Genomic DNA, 17207 nt, shown 5'->3' on the forward strand with positions numbered 1-17207 from the left:
AATTGTGTTATTTACCATTAAAGAATACCATTACGCCAATTACAATTGCCAAAACAAGAATGGAAATAATAATATCGCTAGTGGTATAACTTGTTTTATTCTTACGTTTTTCTTCTTCCGTAATGGTACCGTAGGTAAGGTTTTCTACCTTCTCAATAGTAGGTGCAGGAGCCAATAAACTAGTACCAATTGCAAATAGCACGCAGAACAGGAAAAACCAAGCACTGAAGGTCAAAAAGTTCATATCGCCTAGGTAAAACAAGATTCCGTCCGGATCTAAGGAACCCCTTACCAATTCTAAAACAATACGCAAGGCAGCTACCACAATACCCATGATCAAAGTGGCATATGCACCTAGCCCGTTAATCCGTTTATGAAAAATACCCAAAAGAAATACTGCAGTAATTGGTGGTGCAATGTAAGACTGCACGCTTTGTAAATATTCATACAAAACCCCAGAAATATTAGCCATAATCGGTATCCAGATAATACCAATAATTACCACGGCTACAGTTGCTATTTGTCCAGTTCTCACCAATTTTTTCTCTGGTGTGTTTGGTCTTAGCTTTTTGTAGATATCCACCGTAAACAAGGTAGAAACAGAGTTAAATACAGAGGCTAAGGAACTCATTAAAGCAGCCAGTAAGCCTGCAGCCACCAAACCTCTTAGACCCGAAGGCAAAACGTTGCTCATTAAAACCGGAAAAGCCTCATCTGGAGAATCCCATTGCAATTCGCCACGCATTTTTAGTGTCAATGCAATTACCCCAGGAATTAAGAATAGGAATACGGGCATCAGTTTCATGACCGCACCAAAAATAGTACCTCTTCTCCCCTCTTTAATGTTTTTAGCGGTCAATGCCCTTTGTACAATATATTGATCGGTACACCAATACCAAATACCTACAATGGTACTAGAAACCACCAAAGATGGCCACGGAAAATCTGGGTCATCAGAAGGACGCCACATATTTAGGTATTCTGGCTTAACGGTCTCTACCATACTGCTCCATCCGCCTACTTTTTCCAGTCCTAGATAAGTTAATATACCTGCACCAATAACTAATAAAACAGCTTGTAAGGTTTCTGTGTATACTACGGCTCGCATACCGCCCAATACCGTGTATATACCCGTAAGGATAACGGTTGCAATGGCTCCAGTCCAGAAATCAATACCTAATAGCGCAGAAACCACAACCCCACCGGCATAAATGGTTACGGATATTTTGGTTAACACATAGGCGGCAATTGAAAAAATAGATAGAACCCATCTAGAACGGGCATCAAATCTTTTCTCTAAAAATTCGGGCATGGTAAACACGCCACTACGTGCATAAAACGGTAAAAATACCCAGCCTAATATCAACACAATCCAAGCGTGGATTTCATAGATAAGCATGGGCAGTTTGTTACTTGCTCCAGCACCAGCAAGGCCTACAACGTGTTCTGAACCTATGTTGGAAGCAAAAATAGAAGCACCAACCACAAACCAGCCAACGTTTCTACCTGCTAAAAAATAATCTTCTGTGTTATCTTCTTTTTTACGAATTACCCAAAAAGCAATGCCCAACAAAATGGCAAAATAAACGCTTATGGCAATCCAATCAAATGTATCTAAGGTCTGCATTGGTTAGTTGGTTAAAATTGTTATTCAATTGAAAATTTAAAAATGGTGGTGGTTTTGTAACGTTCTCCCGGTTCTAGTTTTGTAGAAGGGAATTTGGGTTGATTAGGGCTGTCTGGATAATGCTGTGTTTCTAAACAAAAGCCAGAGCGTTTACCGTAAAACCCGCCAGCTGGATTTGGCAATGTGCCATCTAAGAAATTACCTGTGTAAAATTGAATACCGGGTTCCGTGGTCAAAACTTCCAATTTTCTACCGGATGCAGCATGCATCGCAGTGGCACTAGTTCTTAGATTTCCGGTAACACCGTTTAATACCCAACAATGGTCGTACCCTCCACCTAAGGCAATTTGCTTATTATCCGCATCTATTTCTTTACTTACCGTTTTAAGTTGTGTAAAGTCAAATGGAGTTCCAGAAACGTTTCGTATCTCTCCTGTAGGAATTAAATTTTCATCTACCGGTAAAAAGCTATCCGCATCAATTTTAACCTCATGATCTGTAATAGGCTTGCTAAAATCTCCCGAGAGATTAAAATAAGCGTGTTGTGTTAGGTTAACCACAGTAGCCTTATCCGTTTCGGCCTCATAATTTATTTCAAATTGGTTGTCGTTGTCTAACGTATAGGTTACCACAGTAGCCAGATTACCCGGATACCCCATTTCTCCATCTTTGCTGTAGTATTCCAAAACCAAGGCACTTTTATCCTTACCTGTTTTTGGGGTTACTTTCCAAACAGCACGATCAAAACCTTCTGGTCCACCATGCAGGTTATTGGTACCATTGTTGGCTCCAAGTTTATAGGTGTTCTCCCCTATGGAAAATTGAGCATTTGCTATGCGGTTACCATACCTACCTATTAAAGCGCCAAAATAAGGGTTGTCTGCCAAGTAATCTTCTAGGGTATCAAAGCCAAGGGTAATATTCTCTACTTTACCATTTTTATCCGGCATTTTTATAGCGGTAATCCTACCCCCATAGGATATAACGTCTATAGCAATTCCGTTGGCATTGGTTAAGGTATATTTGTCTATTACGGTTCCGTTTGGCAAGGTGCCAAATTCCGTTTTTGATATGGGCTGAGCGCTCATTTGTTCTGCAGTTTCAGTTGTGTTTTTGGTTTCTACTTTTTTAGCCTCTTTGCAGCTAGTAGTAGCCAAGATAAGAAGGAAAGTAGAAAACAAATAACTGTATTTTGTTATTTTATACATGTGGATAATTTTTGATTTATACTATAACCCGTGTTGAAACAAATGATAGTAACTTTCATTAGCATTTAGGGTGTCTTTGAAGTTCCTGATTCTTGTATCTTCATCTATTACCACTAGCTCAATACCAAAGATATCAGCAAAATCTTCCATAAATTCCGTAGTAATTGCTTGCGAATACACGGTATGGTGAGCCCCGCCAGCTAAAATCCAAGCCGTTGCAGCCACTTCTAAATTAGGTTTAGCATCCCATAGAACCCTTGCTACCGGTAAATTAGGTAATTCTCCCATGGGTGCCACGGCTTCCACTTCATTTACCAACAAACGCATACGGTTACCCATATCTATAAGTGAAGCATTGATTGCTGCGCCACTAGGTGAGTTAAAAACCAAACGAACAGGATCTTCCTTACCACCAATTCCCAACGGATGTACCTGACAGGATGGTTTTGCATCGGCTATAGATGGACAAATTTCTAACATGTGCGATCCAAGAACATAGGATTTTTCTGGAGTAAAATGGTAGGTGTAATCTTCCATAAAAGAGGTGCCACCTTCTAAACCTTGTGCCATTACTTTCATTACACGTACCATTGCGGCCGTTTTCCAATCGCCTTCACCACCAAAACCATAACCATCTGCCATAAGGCGTTGTACCGCCAGTCCGGGCAATTGCTTTAGTGTTCCTAAATTTTCAAAAGTATCCGTAAACGCTTTAAAACCACCTTCGTCTAAAAAAGCTCTTAAACCTAATTCTATTTTTGCTGCTTCTACCAAGCTTTCTCTTTGGTCCCCACCTTGTTTTAAACTGGGTGTTAACTCATAATCCGTTTCGTATTGCTGCAACAAACTATCAATAGCATCTTTTGAAACTTCTTCAATTTTCTGTGTTACATCAGAAGAATCATACCCATTTACGGAAAGTCCAAACCGTATCTGTGCTTCCACCTTATCCCCTTCGGTTACTGCAACCTGTCGCATATTATCTCCTATACGTGCCACTTTTAGGTTACGCATTTCGTCTGCACCCAAAGCTACTCTGGACCAAATACCCAGTTTTTGCTGAACGCGTTCTGTTTGCCAATGGCCTACTACTACTTTACGCTTTTTACGCATACGAGACATTATGTAACCAAATTCACGGTCGCCATGGGCCGACTGATTAAGGTTCATAAAATCCATATCTATACTTTCCCAAGGAATTGCCGCATTAAACTGTGTATGTAAATGGCAAAGTGGTTTGTTTAAAATGGATAGACCATGTATCCACATCTTGGCAGGAGAAAACGTATGCATCCATGTTATGATACCAATACAATTAGAGGAAGCATTTGCTTGGGTACATAAATCCGTAATTTCTGAAGGTGTTTTAACCGTTGGTTTAAAAACAATAGGTACAGGAATTGCCATGGCGCCATTTAAACCCTCTGCAATGGTTTGGGCATTGTTTGCCACTTGTTGTAGGGTTTCAGGGCCATATAGGTGTTGGCTACCCGTTACAAACCATATTTCTTTTGTTGTTATTTTAGACATAAGTTATAGTTATTACTGACCGTAGTAGGCGTTTTTACCGTGTTTACGTTCGTAGTGTTTTTTGATTAGAGAAGCTTTTAATCTTGGTGCTTCTGGATTTATTTGTAGGGTTAGGTATGCCATTTGTGCCACAGTCTCTAATACTTTGGTATTGTACACCGCTTTTGCAGCATTTTTACCCCAAGCAAAAGGTCCGTGATTACCAATAAGAATCATTTCTACTTCTTTATAATCCAATTGGCGCTCATTAAAACAGTCCATTATTTGGATTCCCGTATTGTGCTCATAGTTACCTGCAATTAAACCATCTGCCATTGGTGCCGCACAAGGAATATCATGTGTTAAATGGTCTGCATGGGTAGTACCAAAAATAGGAATGTCTTGCTGTGCCTGTGCCCATGAGACGGAATACATGGCGTGCGTGTGGGCCACACCACCAATTTCTGGCCAATTTTTGTACAAAAAGCTATGCGTTTTGGTATCAGAAGAAGGTCTAAGTTTACCTTCTACTATGGCATTATCGTAATCTACGATAACAATATCGCTAGGTTGTAAGTTTTCATATGGCACGCCGCTTGGTTTAATGGCAAAAACCCCATTGTCTCTATCTACAGCACTAACATTACCAAAGGTATATATCACCAATCCCAGTGCATTGAGTTCCATATTGGCCTCATAACACTCTTCTTTTAACGTTTTATAGGTAGCATTCATCTGTTGTCTTATTTTGTTTGTTCCTCTATAAATGCAGCCAAATCCTCATACTTTTTATGCAATAAGGCAAACTTGGAAACTTGTTCTTTATTTGGAAGGTATTCTGCTTCAAAGTTGCTACCCATTACTTTGCTTGCCTCAATAACGGATTTGTATAATCCAGCTGCGGTTGCCGCATAAATGGCGGCCCCTAAGGCCGGTGCTTGGTCAGATGCTGCTACCTTAATGGGTCTGTCCAACACATTTGCCAATGTTTGCATAATAAAAGGCGATTTTCTAGCTACACCACCAATGCCAATAACCGATTTTATGGGTACACCTTCTTCCTCAAAACGATCCACGATCATCTTAGAACCAAAGCAAATAGCATTTACCAGCGCTTTGAAAAAGTGGGGAGCTTTAGTACCAAGTGAAAGGCCCATTATGGCGCTTTTAAGTTCTTGATTGGCATCTGGGGTTCTACGCCCATTTACCCAGTCTAAAGCTACCGGAACAACTTCTTCTTCTGACAATGCTTCAGCCTGCTTAGAAAGGACTTTAATAAAGTTAGCTTCAACTTCTTTGGTCAATTCTTCCTTTTGTTGGGCACTAAGGGTATCGGATTGTAATACCAGATTATCCACCGGCCAAATTAAAACCGACTTAAACCATGCCAATACATCTCCAAAGGCAGATTGCCCGGCTTCCAAACCTAAGGTGTTCGGAATTACGGAACCATCTACCTGACCGCAAATCCCTTTTACTGTTTTAGTGCCTACAACATCGTTATTTGCTATAATAATATCGCAGGTAGAAGTACCCATTACCCGTACCAAAGTGTGTTCATCTATCTTGGCCCCAACAGCACCGGCATGTGCATCAAAAGTACCAACGGTAACAACGGTGTCTGTAGTAAGGCCTAATTTATTGGCCCAAGTACCACTCAGGTTACCGGCAACAACATCAGAAGTATACGTATCCACATATAGCCTATCTTTTAAATGGGCCAAGTATGGGTCTAGCTTTTCTAAAAAAGATTTCTCTGGAAGCCCGCCCCAACTCTTGTGCCACATAGCCTTATGCCCAGCGGCACATCTACTACGTTTAAACTGGTCTATGTTTTGGTCTTCCAAAAGCATAAAGGTCATGTAATCACAATGCTCCATCCACGTATACGTGGCATCAACTACATTTTTATCTTCTTTAGCAATGTGTAAAATCTTGGCCCAAAACCATTCCGACGAATAAATTCCGCCCACATACTTGGTGTAGTCCGTACCGCCCCAATTCCATGCCAACTCGTTTATTTGGTTTGCTTCTGCTACTGCCGTATGATCTTTCCATAATACCATCATAGCATTTGGATTTTCAGAAAAATCTGGATGTAATGCTAACGGCGTGCCATTTTTTTGAATAGGCATTGGACTGGACCCCGTTGTATCTATACAAATACCTTTTACCGATGCAGCCTCCACCCCTGATTTTTTTAATACCGATTTTATGGTGGTTTCTAGGCCTTCTATATGATCTAAAGGATGTTGCCTAAATTGATTTATGGCAGCATTACAGTACCGTTGTTCTTTCCACCTTGGATAGTAAAAAACAGCAGTTGCCATTTCTTTTCCATTAATTGTGTTTATCAACACAGCCCTAACGGAATCTGTGCCATAATCCAAGCCAATTACAAAATTGCCCATTTTTACTTTACTTGATTTTAAATTTGACAACGTTTAAAGATTGTGGTACTAATTGTAGCAGAACCGTATCTTCTATTGCTGTGATATCTTCTACTTGTGGAACAATATTTTCAGGATTTTCAAATGAATTAATATCCTCTAATCCAGTACTGGTCAACACCGTTTTGGTTCCGTTAGCAACAACTTTTTTTCCTTTTAGTTTGATATTTACCTCTTGAGCTTTGCTTGCCGTATTTACTATTTTTAATATTACTTCTAGCGTATTGACATCTACCACTGCCGAAGCATATAAACTATTCTGACCTGTTAATGGCTTATTATCTTTAGTAATTGCAATTAAATTAGTACCGGGGTTGTTAGAAAATAATTTTTGCACTTGATAATTAGGGGTAGGCACCGCTTCTAAATTGTTGAACCAAATTAAATCTGGAGCCCATTGCCATGCATCTGCATGTGCCATTAAAGGGGCATAAGAAGTTAAGTGTACCAAATCTGCATTACGTTCCAAGCCGGTCATAAAGGCCGCTTCTGCCAATGCCGCTTGCCAATTATTTTCTACTATACCATCTTTGTCTTTAGGATGGGCAGCATATTCGCCTGCAAAAACTTTTGGACCATTACGGTCATAGGAATCATATCTATCGGCATTTTCTAAAAACCACTCCGGAGATTTATAATAATGCTCATCTACCAAGGCTACATCCAGTTGATTTAGCTGTTCCCAACCATACTCAAACATATCACCATCCGGAAAAGGCCCTGGGGTAGAAACCACGGTTATTTCTGGGTGTTTTTCTGCTAAAATTGCTGCAAATACCTTGTATCGTTCAAAATACTCCGGTCCCCATTGTTCATTACCAATACCAATGTATTTCATGTAAAATGGTTCTGGATGGCCCATCTCTTTGCGCAAACTACCCCATTTGGTATTGGTGCTACCATTGGCAAATTCTATCAAATCCAAAGCATCTTGCACATAAGGGTCTAAATCTTCTAACGGTACCAGCTCGCCAGAATTAAATTGGCATGCCATTCCACAACCTAAAATGGGTAATGGCTCCGCACCTAAATCTTCGGACAACTGGAAATATTCAAAAAATCCCAAACCAAAACTTTGGAAATAGTCTGGTGCATTTTTGTTAGGAAATTCTATATTCCAACGATTGATCATTAGTTCACGTTGGTCCCAAGCGCCAACGGTCTTTTTCCATTGGTAACGATTGTCCAAATTCATTCCCTCTACAATACAACCACCAGGAAAACGTACAAATCCAGGATTTAAACCATCCAACAGCGTAACCAAATCTTTACGTAGTCCCTTTTTTCTTCCTTTCCAAGTGTCCTGAGGAAACAATGAAACCAGGTCCATATTTATACTCCCTTTACCCTTAAATGTAATTTTTAGCCTCCCCTTGGAAACGGTTTTATTAGGTTGTAATGTGGCCTCATAGGTTTGCCATTCTTCATGTTCTTTGGGAAGTATGTTTGTTTGGCCTACCACAGTATTGGCAGTATCCAATAAAGCAACGGATATTTGGGAAATGCCTTTGTTTTTAGCCAAGGAAAGCGATAAATCATACTTGGCATTTGCTTTGACTCCAATACCCCTAAAACCTTCGTTATATAACTCATAACGTTGGTCGTTCTCTACCATTACATGAACATACCTTTTGTTGCCCTTACCATTTACATAATCTGTAACCTTTGCAAAACCAGAATCACCATTTAGCGAATAACGTACACTGTTCGGTTCTTGCCATCCCATTTTTGGATTCGGAAATTCAAAAGACCTATTCTTGATTAATTCTGCATAGATACCCCCATCTGCACCAAAATTGATGTCTTCAAAGAAAACCCCGTACATTGTAGGTTGTATACCAATTCCGGTATCTGAGAAATCTACAACCAAGTCTGATTTGGTTTCAAACTCTTCGGAAACCGCTTTGTTGTTTTCACCGGTATTTTGCGGTTCTTTTTGTTTACAACTACTTACTATTGCCAATAGTAGCAAGGCGGTAATTGCACCCTTTATTTTTTTGTTCATATTATTTTTGTCATTACAAAACATCAAATCGTATATAGTCTCTTTATGATTGGCGATAGTATTGGTTAGAAACCCCAACCACCTAAAAAAACACAGCTAATATTGGTGTAAAATTTAATTAGCGTTAAATACAACCAACGCATGTTTAGGCATGTTAACAATTAGCTTATCTCCTTTAACCTTAAAATCTTTAAAAGGCATTGGTTTTACGCTATCTGGATTTTGAAAGGAATTATGCGCCGTGATATTTTTTGAGGCCAATTGCTGGGCTGTAAATTTCTTAGAAGAAATATGCTGCAAATCTATGACCACTTCTACCTGCTTGTTGGCATCTATATTCACCAATGAAATATTAACGCCTTCTACATTTGATTTTGAGGCCGAAACAGAAATTGAAGGTAAACCTCTATATGCTGTATTATTTGTAATTGTAGTTGGCAATAAGATAGCATCTTGATGTACTTTATATAGATTCATCACATGGTAAGTTGGGGTTTTAATCATTTTTTCCCCTTCTGTTAAGATTACGGCCTGTAACACATTTACCATTTGGGCTAAGTTTGCCATTTTTACACGCCTTGCATGGTTGTTAAAAGTATTAAGCACCGTACCCGCTATCATTACATCCCGCATGGTGTTTTGTTGGTATAGCACTCCTTTTTTAACTTCGGGTTCAGCATCGTACCAACCACCCCACTCATCTACAAATAAATCAACTTTACCGGCTGGGTCATATTTATCCATGATCGCAACATGTTTGGTCACGTATTCTTCCATTTTCAACGCCTGCTCCATGCTTTTGAAGTAAATTTCTTCATCAAAATTTAAAGAAGGGCCCTTATCTTCCCAATTAAAAACGGCATAATCGTGTAATGCAACGGCCTCCATAAGATGGTGGGGCACGTTCTTCATTAAGGTTTCCGTCCAATGGTAATCGTCCTCAGAAGCACCGGAAGCAATTCTAACAATCTTAGTTTCACCAGACCAACCAGGCATAAAGGTGGCATACTGTCTATAAATATTGGCGTAAAACTCGGCCGTCATATTACCACCGCATCCCCAAGTTTCGTTACCTACTCCCCAATATTTAACCTGCCAGGGTTGTTCCCTACCATGTTCCCTTCGCCAATCTGCCATAGGGCTTTTACCATCATGATTGGTATATTGTACCCAGTCTATAAGTTCTTGCACCGTACCACTCCCTACGTTTGCAGATAAGTAAGGTTCTGCATCTAGAATTTCACAGAGGTTTAAAAAATCATGGGTTCCAAAACTATTATCTTCTGTTGTGCCTCCCCACCAACGGTTCACAATGGTAGGTCTTTCGTCTTTTGGCCCTACACCATCTTTCCAATGGTAAGTATCTGCAAAACACCCCCCCGGCCATCTTAAATTAGGAATTCGTAATTCTTTTAGGGCCGCTATTATATCATTACGAACACCTGCGGTATTGGGTATAATCTTATTGGTATCGCCCACGTATAAACCATCGTAAATACATCTTCCCAAATGTTCTGCAAAATGCCCATATATGTGTTTGCTAATTTTTGGGGCCGTTTCATCTGGCTTTATAGAAATATTGACCTCTTGTCCCCACCCTACTAAGGAATTTAGTAATAGTAGTGGAACACAAAATAAGAATGCTTTAATTTTCATAATTACAGCTTGTTGTGGTATCTTTTCAAAGTTGTACCCTAACAAAATCAGGTACATTTTTAAAAAGTGTCAGTTTTACATTTGTAAATTAAGGAAAGAATAACCTTTCTACCAAAGAAACGATCAGAAAAATGTATTTTTGACACTTTAAATTTTCGTAACTAACATTAGCTATTAACATTAGACATGAATCAATCAGAACTGGACAAAATCACAAATGTAAAACAGCCCCTTACGTATTATGAAAAAGAAGACCAAGTTTTACTGGCGGTAGACTGTATTATTTTTGGGTTTGACCAAAACAAATTAAAACTGTTATTGGTAAAAAGAAATCTTGAACCAGAACTAGGCAAGTGGTCTTTAATAGGTGGATTCATGAAAAAAAATGAAAATCTGGATACTACCGCCGCTAGGGTTCTTTATACACTTACCGGATTGAGTGATATTTACATGGAACAGCTCTACACCTACAGTAAAGTAGACCGTGACCCAGGGCAGCGCACCATTTCCGTATCTTACTTTGCTTTGATAGATGTGGCCAACCACCAATTTGATGGAATACAATTAGAATCTGCCAAATGGTTTGATTTGGATGAAGCTCCTAAATTGATATTTGACCACCAGGATATGGTAGATAAAGCAATAGCCAGGTTAAGAAGGCGCGCACTTTCCAAACCTATTGGCTTTGAATTGTTGCCCGAAAAATTTACCATGCGCCAGCTACAAACTTTGTATGAGTCTATTTTGGATAAAAAACTAGACAAACGAAATTTTATCAATAAAATAAACTCTTTAGACGTTCTTATTAAATTAGAAGAAAAAGACAAAACCGTTTCTAGAAAGGGTGCTTACCTCTATAATTTTGATAAGGAAAAGTACGAGAAGAAAGTTAAAGAAGATGGTTTTAGTTTTAAACTATAATTATATAGCTTGGAAATAAAAGCTATTTGCCTTCTATAGATTACAGGTAATTTTCAATCACTTACAACAAGAAGAAATTTAAGCTTTTTAGGTAGCTTAAATTTCTTCTTTTGGTTTTGGCGTGTCACCTACAATTAATTCCTTCTATACAAACTTAGAAAATCCGATAATCACATTATTTCAAGTCCAATCGCATCATATAATCCGTTTGTTCATCTGAACCTAACAAAAATGTGTGCGTGTCAAAAACTTCAAACCCATGCTTCTTATAGAATTGGATTGCCTTTGGATTTTCTTCCCACACGCCTAACCAGATATACGTTACCGCTTTCTCTTTAGCAACCGCTATGGCCTTTTTTAAAAGTTGTAGACCAATACCTTTGCCCTGATATCCTTTTTTTAGGTAAATACGCTCTATTTCTAAGCTTTTAGCCTCTTTGAGTTCTGTTTGCGCATTACCCACATTGAGTTTTAGGTAACCTACCCTGTCGTTTTCTAATTCTATAAAATAGTAATTGATGTTTGAATCGTTTAATTCTGACAATAACACTGTTTTAGAAAAATTGGTTTCTAAATAGTAATCCATGTCATCGGCGGTATTTTTTGCCGCGTACGTATCAAAAAACGTGGTTTTTGATAGCTCTACTAACGCATCAATATCTTTTAGAGTTACTCCTCTTACTATCATAATAAATTTAGAATCTTAACCTATTTCGCGCTTAGGAATATAGTTGACTAACGGTTCACAAACAACCTAGACAACCCGTTTTTAAAGCAGCACTAAAATCACTATCTAAGATAAACCTTTTTAATTTTTGGTATTTACTTAATTGTTGTAAAATAGACCAATAAACCATTGAAAGTATTTATATTAAAGGTGTATTAGGTTACTCATCCAGTTTATGTTCTAAAACTAAAACAGAACAGTACAGGACACTTAAAAATACCTCAGGAATTACTTTTACCCTAAACCATTAAAATAGAACTTCTGATGTCCATAAAAACCTTTAAACACGTAAACTACCTATGGAATGAGCAAAAAGCTGCAGAATTGGGAGATGACCAAGTAGCACTTTTTCTTTATCGTTCCAATATTTTAGGAGCAGATTTACGTATCACCAATTACGGTGGAGGAAATACCAGTTGTAAAACCATAGAAAAAGACCCACTAACCAACGAGGAGGTAGAGGTAATGTGGATAAAGGGTTCCGGTGGCGATATTGGTACTTTAAATAGGGCCGGAATAGCCGGCTTATATACAGAAAGACTTAGAAACCTTAAAAAAGTTTACAAGGGTCTTGATGACGAAGACCGAATGGTTGGCCTGTTTAATCACTGCATATACGATTTAGATAGTAGGGCACCATCAATAGACACTCCCCTGCATGGTCTACTTCCTTTTAAGCATATAGATCATTTGCATCCAGATGCATTAATTGCAGTGGCCGCAGCAAAAGATAGCGAAAAAGTTACCAAAGAAATATGGGGAGATACCATGGGTTGGGTACCATGGCAAAGACCTGGTTTTGATTTAGGTTTACAGTTAGAAAAGTGCCTTAACGATAATCCGGGAATTAGGGGCATTGTGTTAGGTAGCCATGGATTATTTACGTGGGGCGATACCTCTTACGAGTGCTATATGAACAGCCTGGAGGTAATTGAAACGGCCTCTGAATACATTACTAAAAAAATAAACGAAAAAGGCAGTGTTTTTGGGGGGCAAAGAATACAATCACTTCCTGCAAACGAACGTAAGGAAAAGGCAGCACAGTTAATGCCCTTGTTACGTGGGTTATGTTCTTCTGAAAATAGAATGATTGGCCATTTTTCTGATAGCGATGTTGTTTTAGAGTATATAAACAGTAATGACCTAAGTAAATTGGCACCAATGGGCACCTCTTGCCCAGACCATTTTTTAAGAACTAAAATTCAACCCTTGGTTTTAGACTTGGCAACAGATGAGGATTTATCTAATTCTGAAGCTGTTTTGGACCAATTGAAACCTGCATTCGAAAAATACAGACAAGAATACGCAACCTATTACAATACTTGCAAACGAGACAATAGTCCGGCAATGCGAGACCCAAATCCAGTAATTATTATCTACCCTGGAGTAGGTATGTTCAGTTTTGCAAAAAATAAACAGACTACCCGTGTAGCCAGCGAGTTTTATATTAATGCAATCAATGTAATGCGTGGCGCAGAGGCTATAAGTGCTTACACTTCTTTACCGAGACAAGAAGCTTTTGATATAGAATATTGGCTGTTAGAAGAAGCCAAGCTACAACGTATGCCTAAAGAAAAACCTTTATCTAGAAAAGTAGCCTTGGTTACTGGAGCCGGTGGGGGTATAGGTAAAGCCATTGCAGATAAACTAGCAGAGGAAGGAGCCAACATTGTGTTGACGGATATTGCCGAAGACCGGTTAAAAGAAGCTGAAGCTACCTATAAAAGAGATGTTGCAACCTATGCTGTTTGTGATGTTACCGATGCAAACTCCATAGCCCAAGCGTATAAAAAAGCATGTTTAGAATTTGGAGGAATAGACATTGTGGTACACAGTGCCGGATTGGCAATTAGCAAACCACTAGAAGCCCACACAGAACAAGATTGGGACCTTTTACAAAATGTATTGGTAAAAGGCCAGTTTGAACTAGCAAAACAAGCCGTTACCCTTTTAAAGCAACAAGGATTAGGGGGCGATTTTATAAGTATAGCCAGTAAAAACGGATTGGTATCCGGCCCTAATAATGTAGGTTATGGTACCGCAAAAGCGGCACAACAACACATGGTTAGGCTATTGGCGGCAGAGTTGGGCTCAGATGATATTCGCGTTAATACCGTAAATCCAGACGGCGTAATCGTGGGTAGTAAAATATGGGAAGGAGACTGGGCAGAAGGTAGAGCAAAAGCCTATGGTATTTCTGTAGATGAATTACCTGCACATTATGCCAAAAGAAATTTATTAAATAAAATTATCTATCCTGCCGATATAGCAGATGGAGTATTTGCCCTAGTGGGTCTATTAACCAAAACCACAGGTAATATCATAAATGTAGATGGCGGTATGGCAAATGCATTTGTAAGATAATTACCAAAGAATAATTTGATTAACTTTTGAGATGCGTAGCGTATTTCTGCTACACGTCTAACACAAACTAACGCATGAATATTTCTAAAGACCAACTGCATAATGCAAACCAAAAGAAAAGTGGACAACACCATGCACATTTTGATTTTTTGGCAAATCAACTAGAAGCAAGCGGGGTTCAAGTTAATGAACTAGTGGATAGATTGGTTGCATTTCAAGTAGCTATTCCAAGTTGGGCGCTTGGTGCCGGTGGCACCCGTTTTGGTAGGTTTTCGTATCAAGGAGAGCCTAGTTCCTTAGAACAAAAAATTGAAGATATTGGCTTGCTACATCAACTTACGCAAACTGCAGGTGCTGTTTCACTTCATATTCCTTGGGATATTCCCGAGGATACATTGGCTATAAAAGAAAAAGCCCAAGCAAATAGAATTGTTTTTGACGCGGTTAATTCCAATACTTTTCAAGACCAAAAAAATCAGGCGCATAGCTATAAATTTGGTTCGCTTTGCAATACCAATAAAGCCGTTAGGGAACAAGCTATAGCACACAATAAAGAGGTTATAAGAATTGGTGATGAGTTGGGATCCAAGAGTTTAACCGTTTGGTTGGCAGACGGTGCCAACTTCCCAGGGCAAAACAACTTTCAAACGGCACTGTCCCATACTGAGGATAGCTTAAAAGAAATCTATAAATCCCTTCCGGAAGACTGGAAATTATTTATAGAATACAAACCTTACGAACCTAATTTTTATAGCACGGTTATTCAAGATTGGGGTACTTCTTTTATGCTAGCCAATGCCTGTGGCCCCAAAGCATACACCTTGGTAGATTTAGGGCATCACTTGCCCAATACCAACATAGAACAAATTGTTGCCACCTTAATGCTAAAAGGCAAGCTGGGCGGGTTTCATTTTAACGATAGTAAATATGGGGATGATGATGTAACCGTAGGTAGTATAAAACCCTATAGCCTTTTTCTTATTTTTAATGAGTTGGTATATGGTATGGAGAACAACAAACAGAATCCATACCCCGCTTGGATGATAGATGCCAGCCATAACACCAAAGACCCTCTGGAAGATTTAATGCAATCATTGGAAGCAATACAGATTGCTTACGCTAAAGCATTATTGGTAGACCAAAAAAAATTAAAAGCCGCACAACAAGAGCATGATGTTGTTGCGTGTCAAGAATTACTACAAGCAGCTTATAATACAGATGTGAGACCTTTGGTAGCCGAGGCTAGAATTAAAGCTGGCGGTGCCATAGCACCAATAGAAACCTATAGAAACTTGCAGATTAGACAAAGCTTAGTAGATATAAGAGGCAAAAATTCCGTGGCTTCTGGTTTATAAGAATTTAACTATGTTAAAAGAGGTTACAGCGGTATTTGATATTGGTAAAACCAACAAGAAGTTTTTTCTTTTCGATTCCGATTTCAAGGAAGTTTATCGGAAATATATAGTGTTAGAGCAAATTTCGGACGAAGACGGGCATCCAACCGAAAACATAGACGCTTTACACCGTTGGATGAAGACAGTTTTCCATGAAATTTTAAATGCCAAAAAATACGATATAACCGCTATCAACTTTTCATCTTATGGTGCCAGTTTGGTTCATTTAAATGATAGAGGACAAGTAATTGCCCCGCTCTATAACTATACCAAAATACTACCCAAAGAGACTATTGCTTCTTTCTATAAAGCTTATGGACCAGAACTAGCATTTGGGCAAACAACGGGAACCACCAATAGCGGTATGTTAAACGCTGGCATGCAGCTATATTGGTTAAAACACCACAAGCCCTACTTGTATAACAAAATCAAATGGTCTATGCACTTGCCCCAGTATTTAAGTTTTATGTTCACTGGAATACCGGTTAGCGAATATACCAGTATTGGTTGCCATACCGCACTCTGGGATTATGACAAACAAGACTATCACAGCTGGGTATACCAAGAGGGCATATATGAAAAACTTGCTCCCATAGTTGCTGCAGAGACAAGCATAAACATGAAATACAACCAAAAACGGTTAAAAATTGGTGTGGGCATTCATGATAGTTCATCGGCATTGTTACCATATCTAAGAAGCATAGACAGCAAGTTTGTTCTCCTCTCTACCGGAACATGGAGTATTTGCCTAAATCCTTTTTCTAACGGTATACTATCTAAAACTGATGTGACGGATAATTGTATAAATTATATGCGGATAAATGGCGAACCCGTAAAAGCTTCCAGATTATTTTTAGGCCGTATTTACAATACCAAAATAGAATGGCTGTCCAACTATTTCAATAAGCCTTTAGATTATCATAAAAAAGTAGCTTTTGATGCAGCTATAATTGAAAAGCATACAAATAGTAAATCCCAATTTTTTATAACGCAACAAACAGAAGATTCGGTTTTTGATCAACAAACCGAAATTCCATTTAAAACTTATGAAGTGGCCTACCATCAATTGGTTTTAGAATTGGTACAGCTCCAAGTTACCTACATAAAAAAAGCTATTGGGCAAGATGTAATTACCAACCTGTACATAGATGGTGGTTTCGCCAATAACCTAATTTTTGTAGAATTACTTTCAAGGGCACTTCCTGCAATGAAAATAAAAACAACAGATGCCTCTTTAGGCTCTGCTTTAGGAGCGGCAATTGCTATTTCCAATGTAAAATTAGATGGGCAATTTTTACAAAAAAATTATGCGTTAAAAAAACATAGTCCACTTATAACCACCTAAA

The 17207-nt window shown here is 38.7% G+C and carries 12 protein-coding genes; 4 read left to right on the forward strand and 8 right to left on the reverse strand.

All coding sequences use genetic code 11. From position 1 onward, the window contains the following. Positions 1-7: 7 nt before the first annotated feature. The 7 genes from ACXAGS_RS11945 to ACXAGS_RS11975 form a co-directional block, all read right to left on the reverse strand. Positions 8-1627 (reverse strand): sodium:solute symporter, encoded by a 1620-nt coding sequence (locus ACXAGS_RS11945; protein WP_474906995.1) that lies wholly within the window; start codon positions 1625-1627, stop codon positions 8-10. 20 nt (positions 1628-1647) lie between these two features. Continuing rightward, the gene (locus tag ACXAGS_RS11950; RefSeq protein ID WP_474906997.1) at positions 1648-2835 is read right to left on the reverse strand and encodes an aldose epimerase family protein; all 1188 of its coding nucleotides are present in this window, start codon (positions 2833-2835) and stop codon (positions 1648-1650) included. A gap of 21 nt (positions 2836-2856) precedes the next feature. Beyond that, a complete protein-coding gene (gene araA / locus ACXAGS_RS11955) occupies positions 2857-4365 on the reverse strand; it encodes an L-arabinose isomerase (RefSeq protein ID WP_474906998.1) in 1509 nt (502 codons plus the stop codon). Between the two features lie 12 nt (positions 4366-4377). After that, entirely contained in the window at positions 4378-5079 is a 702-nt protein-coding gene (locus ACXAGS_RS11960; RefSeq protein WP_474906999.1) for an L-ribulose-5-phosphate 4-epimerase, read from the reverse strand. An 8-nt stretch (positions 5080-5087) separates the two neighbouring features. Then, a complete protein-coding gene (locus tag ACXAGS_RS11965) occupies positions 5088-6755 on the reverse strand; it encodes a ribulokinase (RefSeq protein WP_474907001.1) in 1668 nt (555 codons plus the stop codon). A gap of 7 nt (positions 6756-6762) precedes the next feature. After that, the gene (locus tag ACXAGS_RS11970; protein WP_474907003.1) at positions 6763-8799 is read right to left on the reverse strand and encodes an alpha-L-arabinofuranosidase C-terminal domain-containing protein; all 2037 of its coding nucleotides are present in this window, start codon (positions 8797-8799) and stop codon (positions 6763-6765) included. 114 nt (positions 8800-8913) lie between these two features. Then, on the reverse strand, positions 8914-10455 hold the full coding sequence (locus ACXAGS_RS11975) for an alpha-N-arabinofuranosidase (RefSeq protein ID WP_474907004.1): 1542 nt from the start codon (positions 10453-10455) through the stop codon (positions 8914-8916). Positions 10456-10641: 186 nt separating this feature from the next. Here ACXAGS_RS11975 and ACXAGS_RS11980 point away from each other — a divergent pair, with 186 nt between their 5' ends. Next, positions 10642-11376: an NUDIX hydrolase gene (locus tag ACXAGS_RS11980; protein ID WP_474907005.1), complete on the forward strand. Its 735-nt coding sequence runs from the start codon at positions 10642-10644 to the stop codon at positions 11374-11376. Positions 11377-11551: 175 nt separating this feature from the next. Here the strand turns inward: ACXAGS_RS11980 and ACXAGS_RS11985 are convergent, their stop codons facing one another. Beyond that, positions 11552-12064, reverse strand: a complete 513-nt coding sequence (locus ACXAGS_RS11985) for a GNAT family N-acetyltransferase (RefSeq protein WP_474907006.1) — start codon at positions 12062-12064, stop codon at positions 11552-11554. 303 nt (positions 12065-12367) lie between these two features. On the opposite strand from ACXAGS_RS11985, the gene ACXAGS_RS11990 reads away from it, so the two are divergent. The 3 genes from ACXAGS_RS11990 to ACXAGS_RS12000 all read left to right on the forward strand — a co-directional run bounded on the left by ACXAGS_RS11990 (position 12368) and on the right by ACXAGS_RS12000 (position 17206). After that, positions 12368-14467, forward strand: coding sequence for a bifunctional aldolase/short-chain dehydrogenase (locus ACXAGS_RS11990; RefSeq protein ID WP_474907007.1), 2100 nt, complete (start codon positions 12368-12370; stop codon positions 14465-14467). A gap of 74 nt (positions 14468-14541) precedes the next feature. Further along, entirely contained in the window at positions 14542-15822 is a 1281-nt protein-coding gene (locus ACXAGS_RS11995; protein WP_474907008.1) for a sugar isomerase, read from the forward strand. A 10-nt stretch (positions 15823-15832) separates the two neighbouring features. Further along, positions 15833-17206 (forward strand): FGGY-family carbohydrate kinase, encoded by a 1374-nt coding sequence (locus ACXAGS_RS12000; protein WP_474907010.1) that lies wholly within the window; start codon positions 15833-15835, stop codon positions 17204-17206. Position 17207 lies beyond the last annotated feature (1 nt).

The organism is Croceivirga sp. ABH4_376, assembly GCF_056160685.1.

Excerpts from the sequence above, each read along its gene's own strand:
- ACXAGS_RS11945 (WP_474906995.1), bottom strand. The coding sequence starts at position 1,627 with ATGCAGACCTTAGATACATTTGATTGGATTGCCATAAGCGTTTATTTT.
- ACXAGS_RS11950 (WP_474906997.1), bottom strand. The coding sequence starts at position 2,835 with ATGTATAAAATAACAAAATACAGTTATTTGTTTTCTACTTTCCTTCTT.
- araA (WP_474906998.1), bottom strand. The coding sequence starts at position 4,365 with ATGTCTAAAATAACAACAAAAGAAATATGGTTTGTAACGGGTAGCCAA.
- ACXAGS_RS11960 (WP_474906999.1), bottom strand. The coding sequence starts at position 5,079 with ATGAATGCTACCTATAAAACGTTAAAAGAAGAGTGTTATGAGGCCAAT.
- ACXAGS_RS11965 (WP_474907001.1), bottom strand. The coding sequence starts at position 6,755 with ATGGGCAATTTTGTAATTGGCTTGGATTATGGCACAGATTCCGTTAGG.
- ACXAGS_RS11970 (WP_474907003.1), bottom strand. The coding sequence starts at position 8,799 with ATGAACAAAAAAATAAAGGGTGCAATTACCGCCTTGCTACTATTGGCA.
- ACXAGS_RS11975 (WP_474907004.1), bottom strand. The coding sequence starts at position 10,455 with ATGAAAATTAAAGCATTCTTATTTTGTGTTCCACTACTATTACTAAAT.
- ACXAGS_RS11980 (WP_474907005.1), top strand. The coding sequence starts at position 10,642 with ATGAATCAATCAGAACTGGACAAAATCACAAATGTAAAACAGCCCCTT.
- ACXAGS_RS11985 (WP_474907006.1), bottom strand. The coding sequence starts at position 12,064 with ATGATAGTAAGAGGAGTAACTCTAAAAGATATTGATGCGTTAGTAGAG.
- ACXAGS_RS11990 (WP_474907007.1), top strand. The coding sequence starts at position 12,368 with ATGTCCATAAAAACCTTTAAACACGTAAACTACCTATGGAATGAGCAA.
- ACXAGS_RS11995 (WP_474907008.1), top strand. The coding sequence starts at position 14,542 with ATGAATATTTCTAAAGACCAACTGCATAATGCAAACCAAAAGAAAAGT.
- ACXAGS_RS12000 (WP_474907010.1), top strand. The coding sequence starts at position 15,833 with ATGTTAAAAGAGGTTACAGCGGTATTTGATATTGGTAAAACCAACAAG.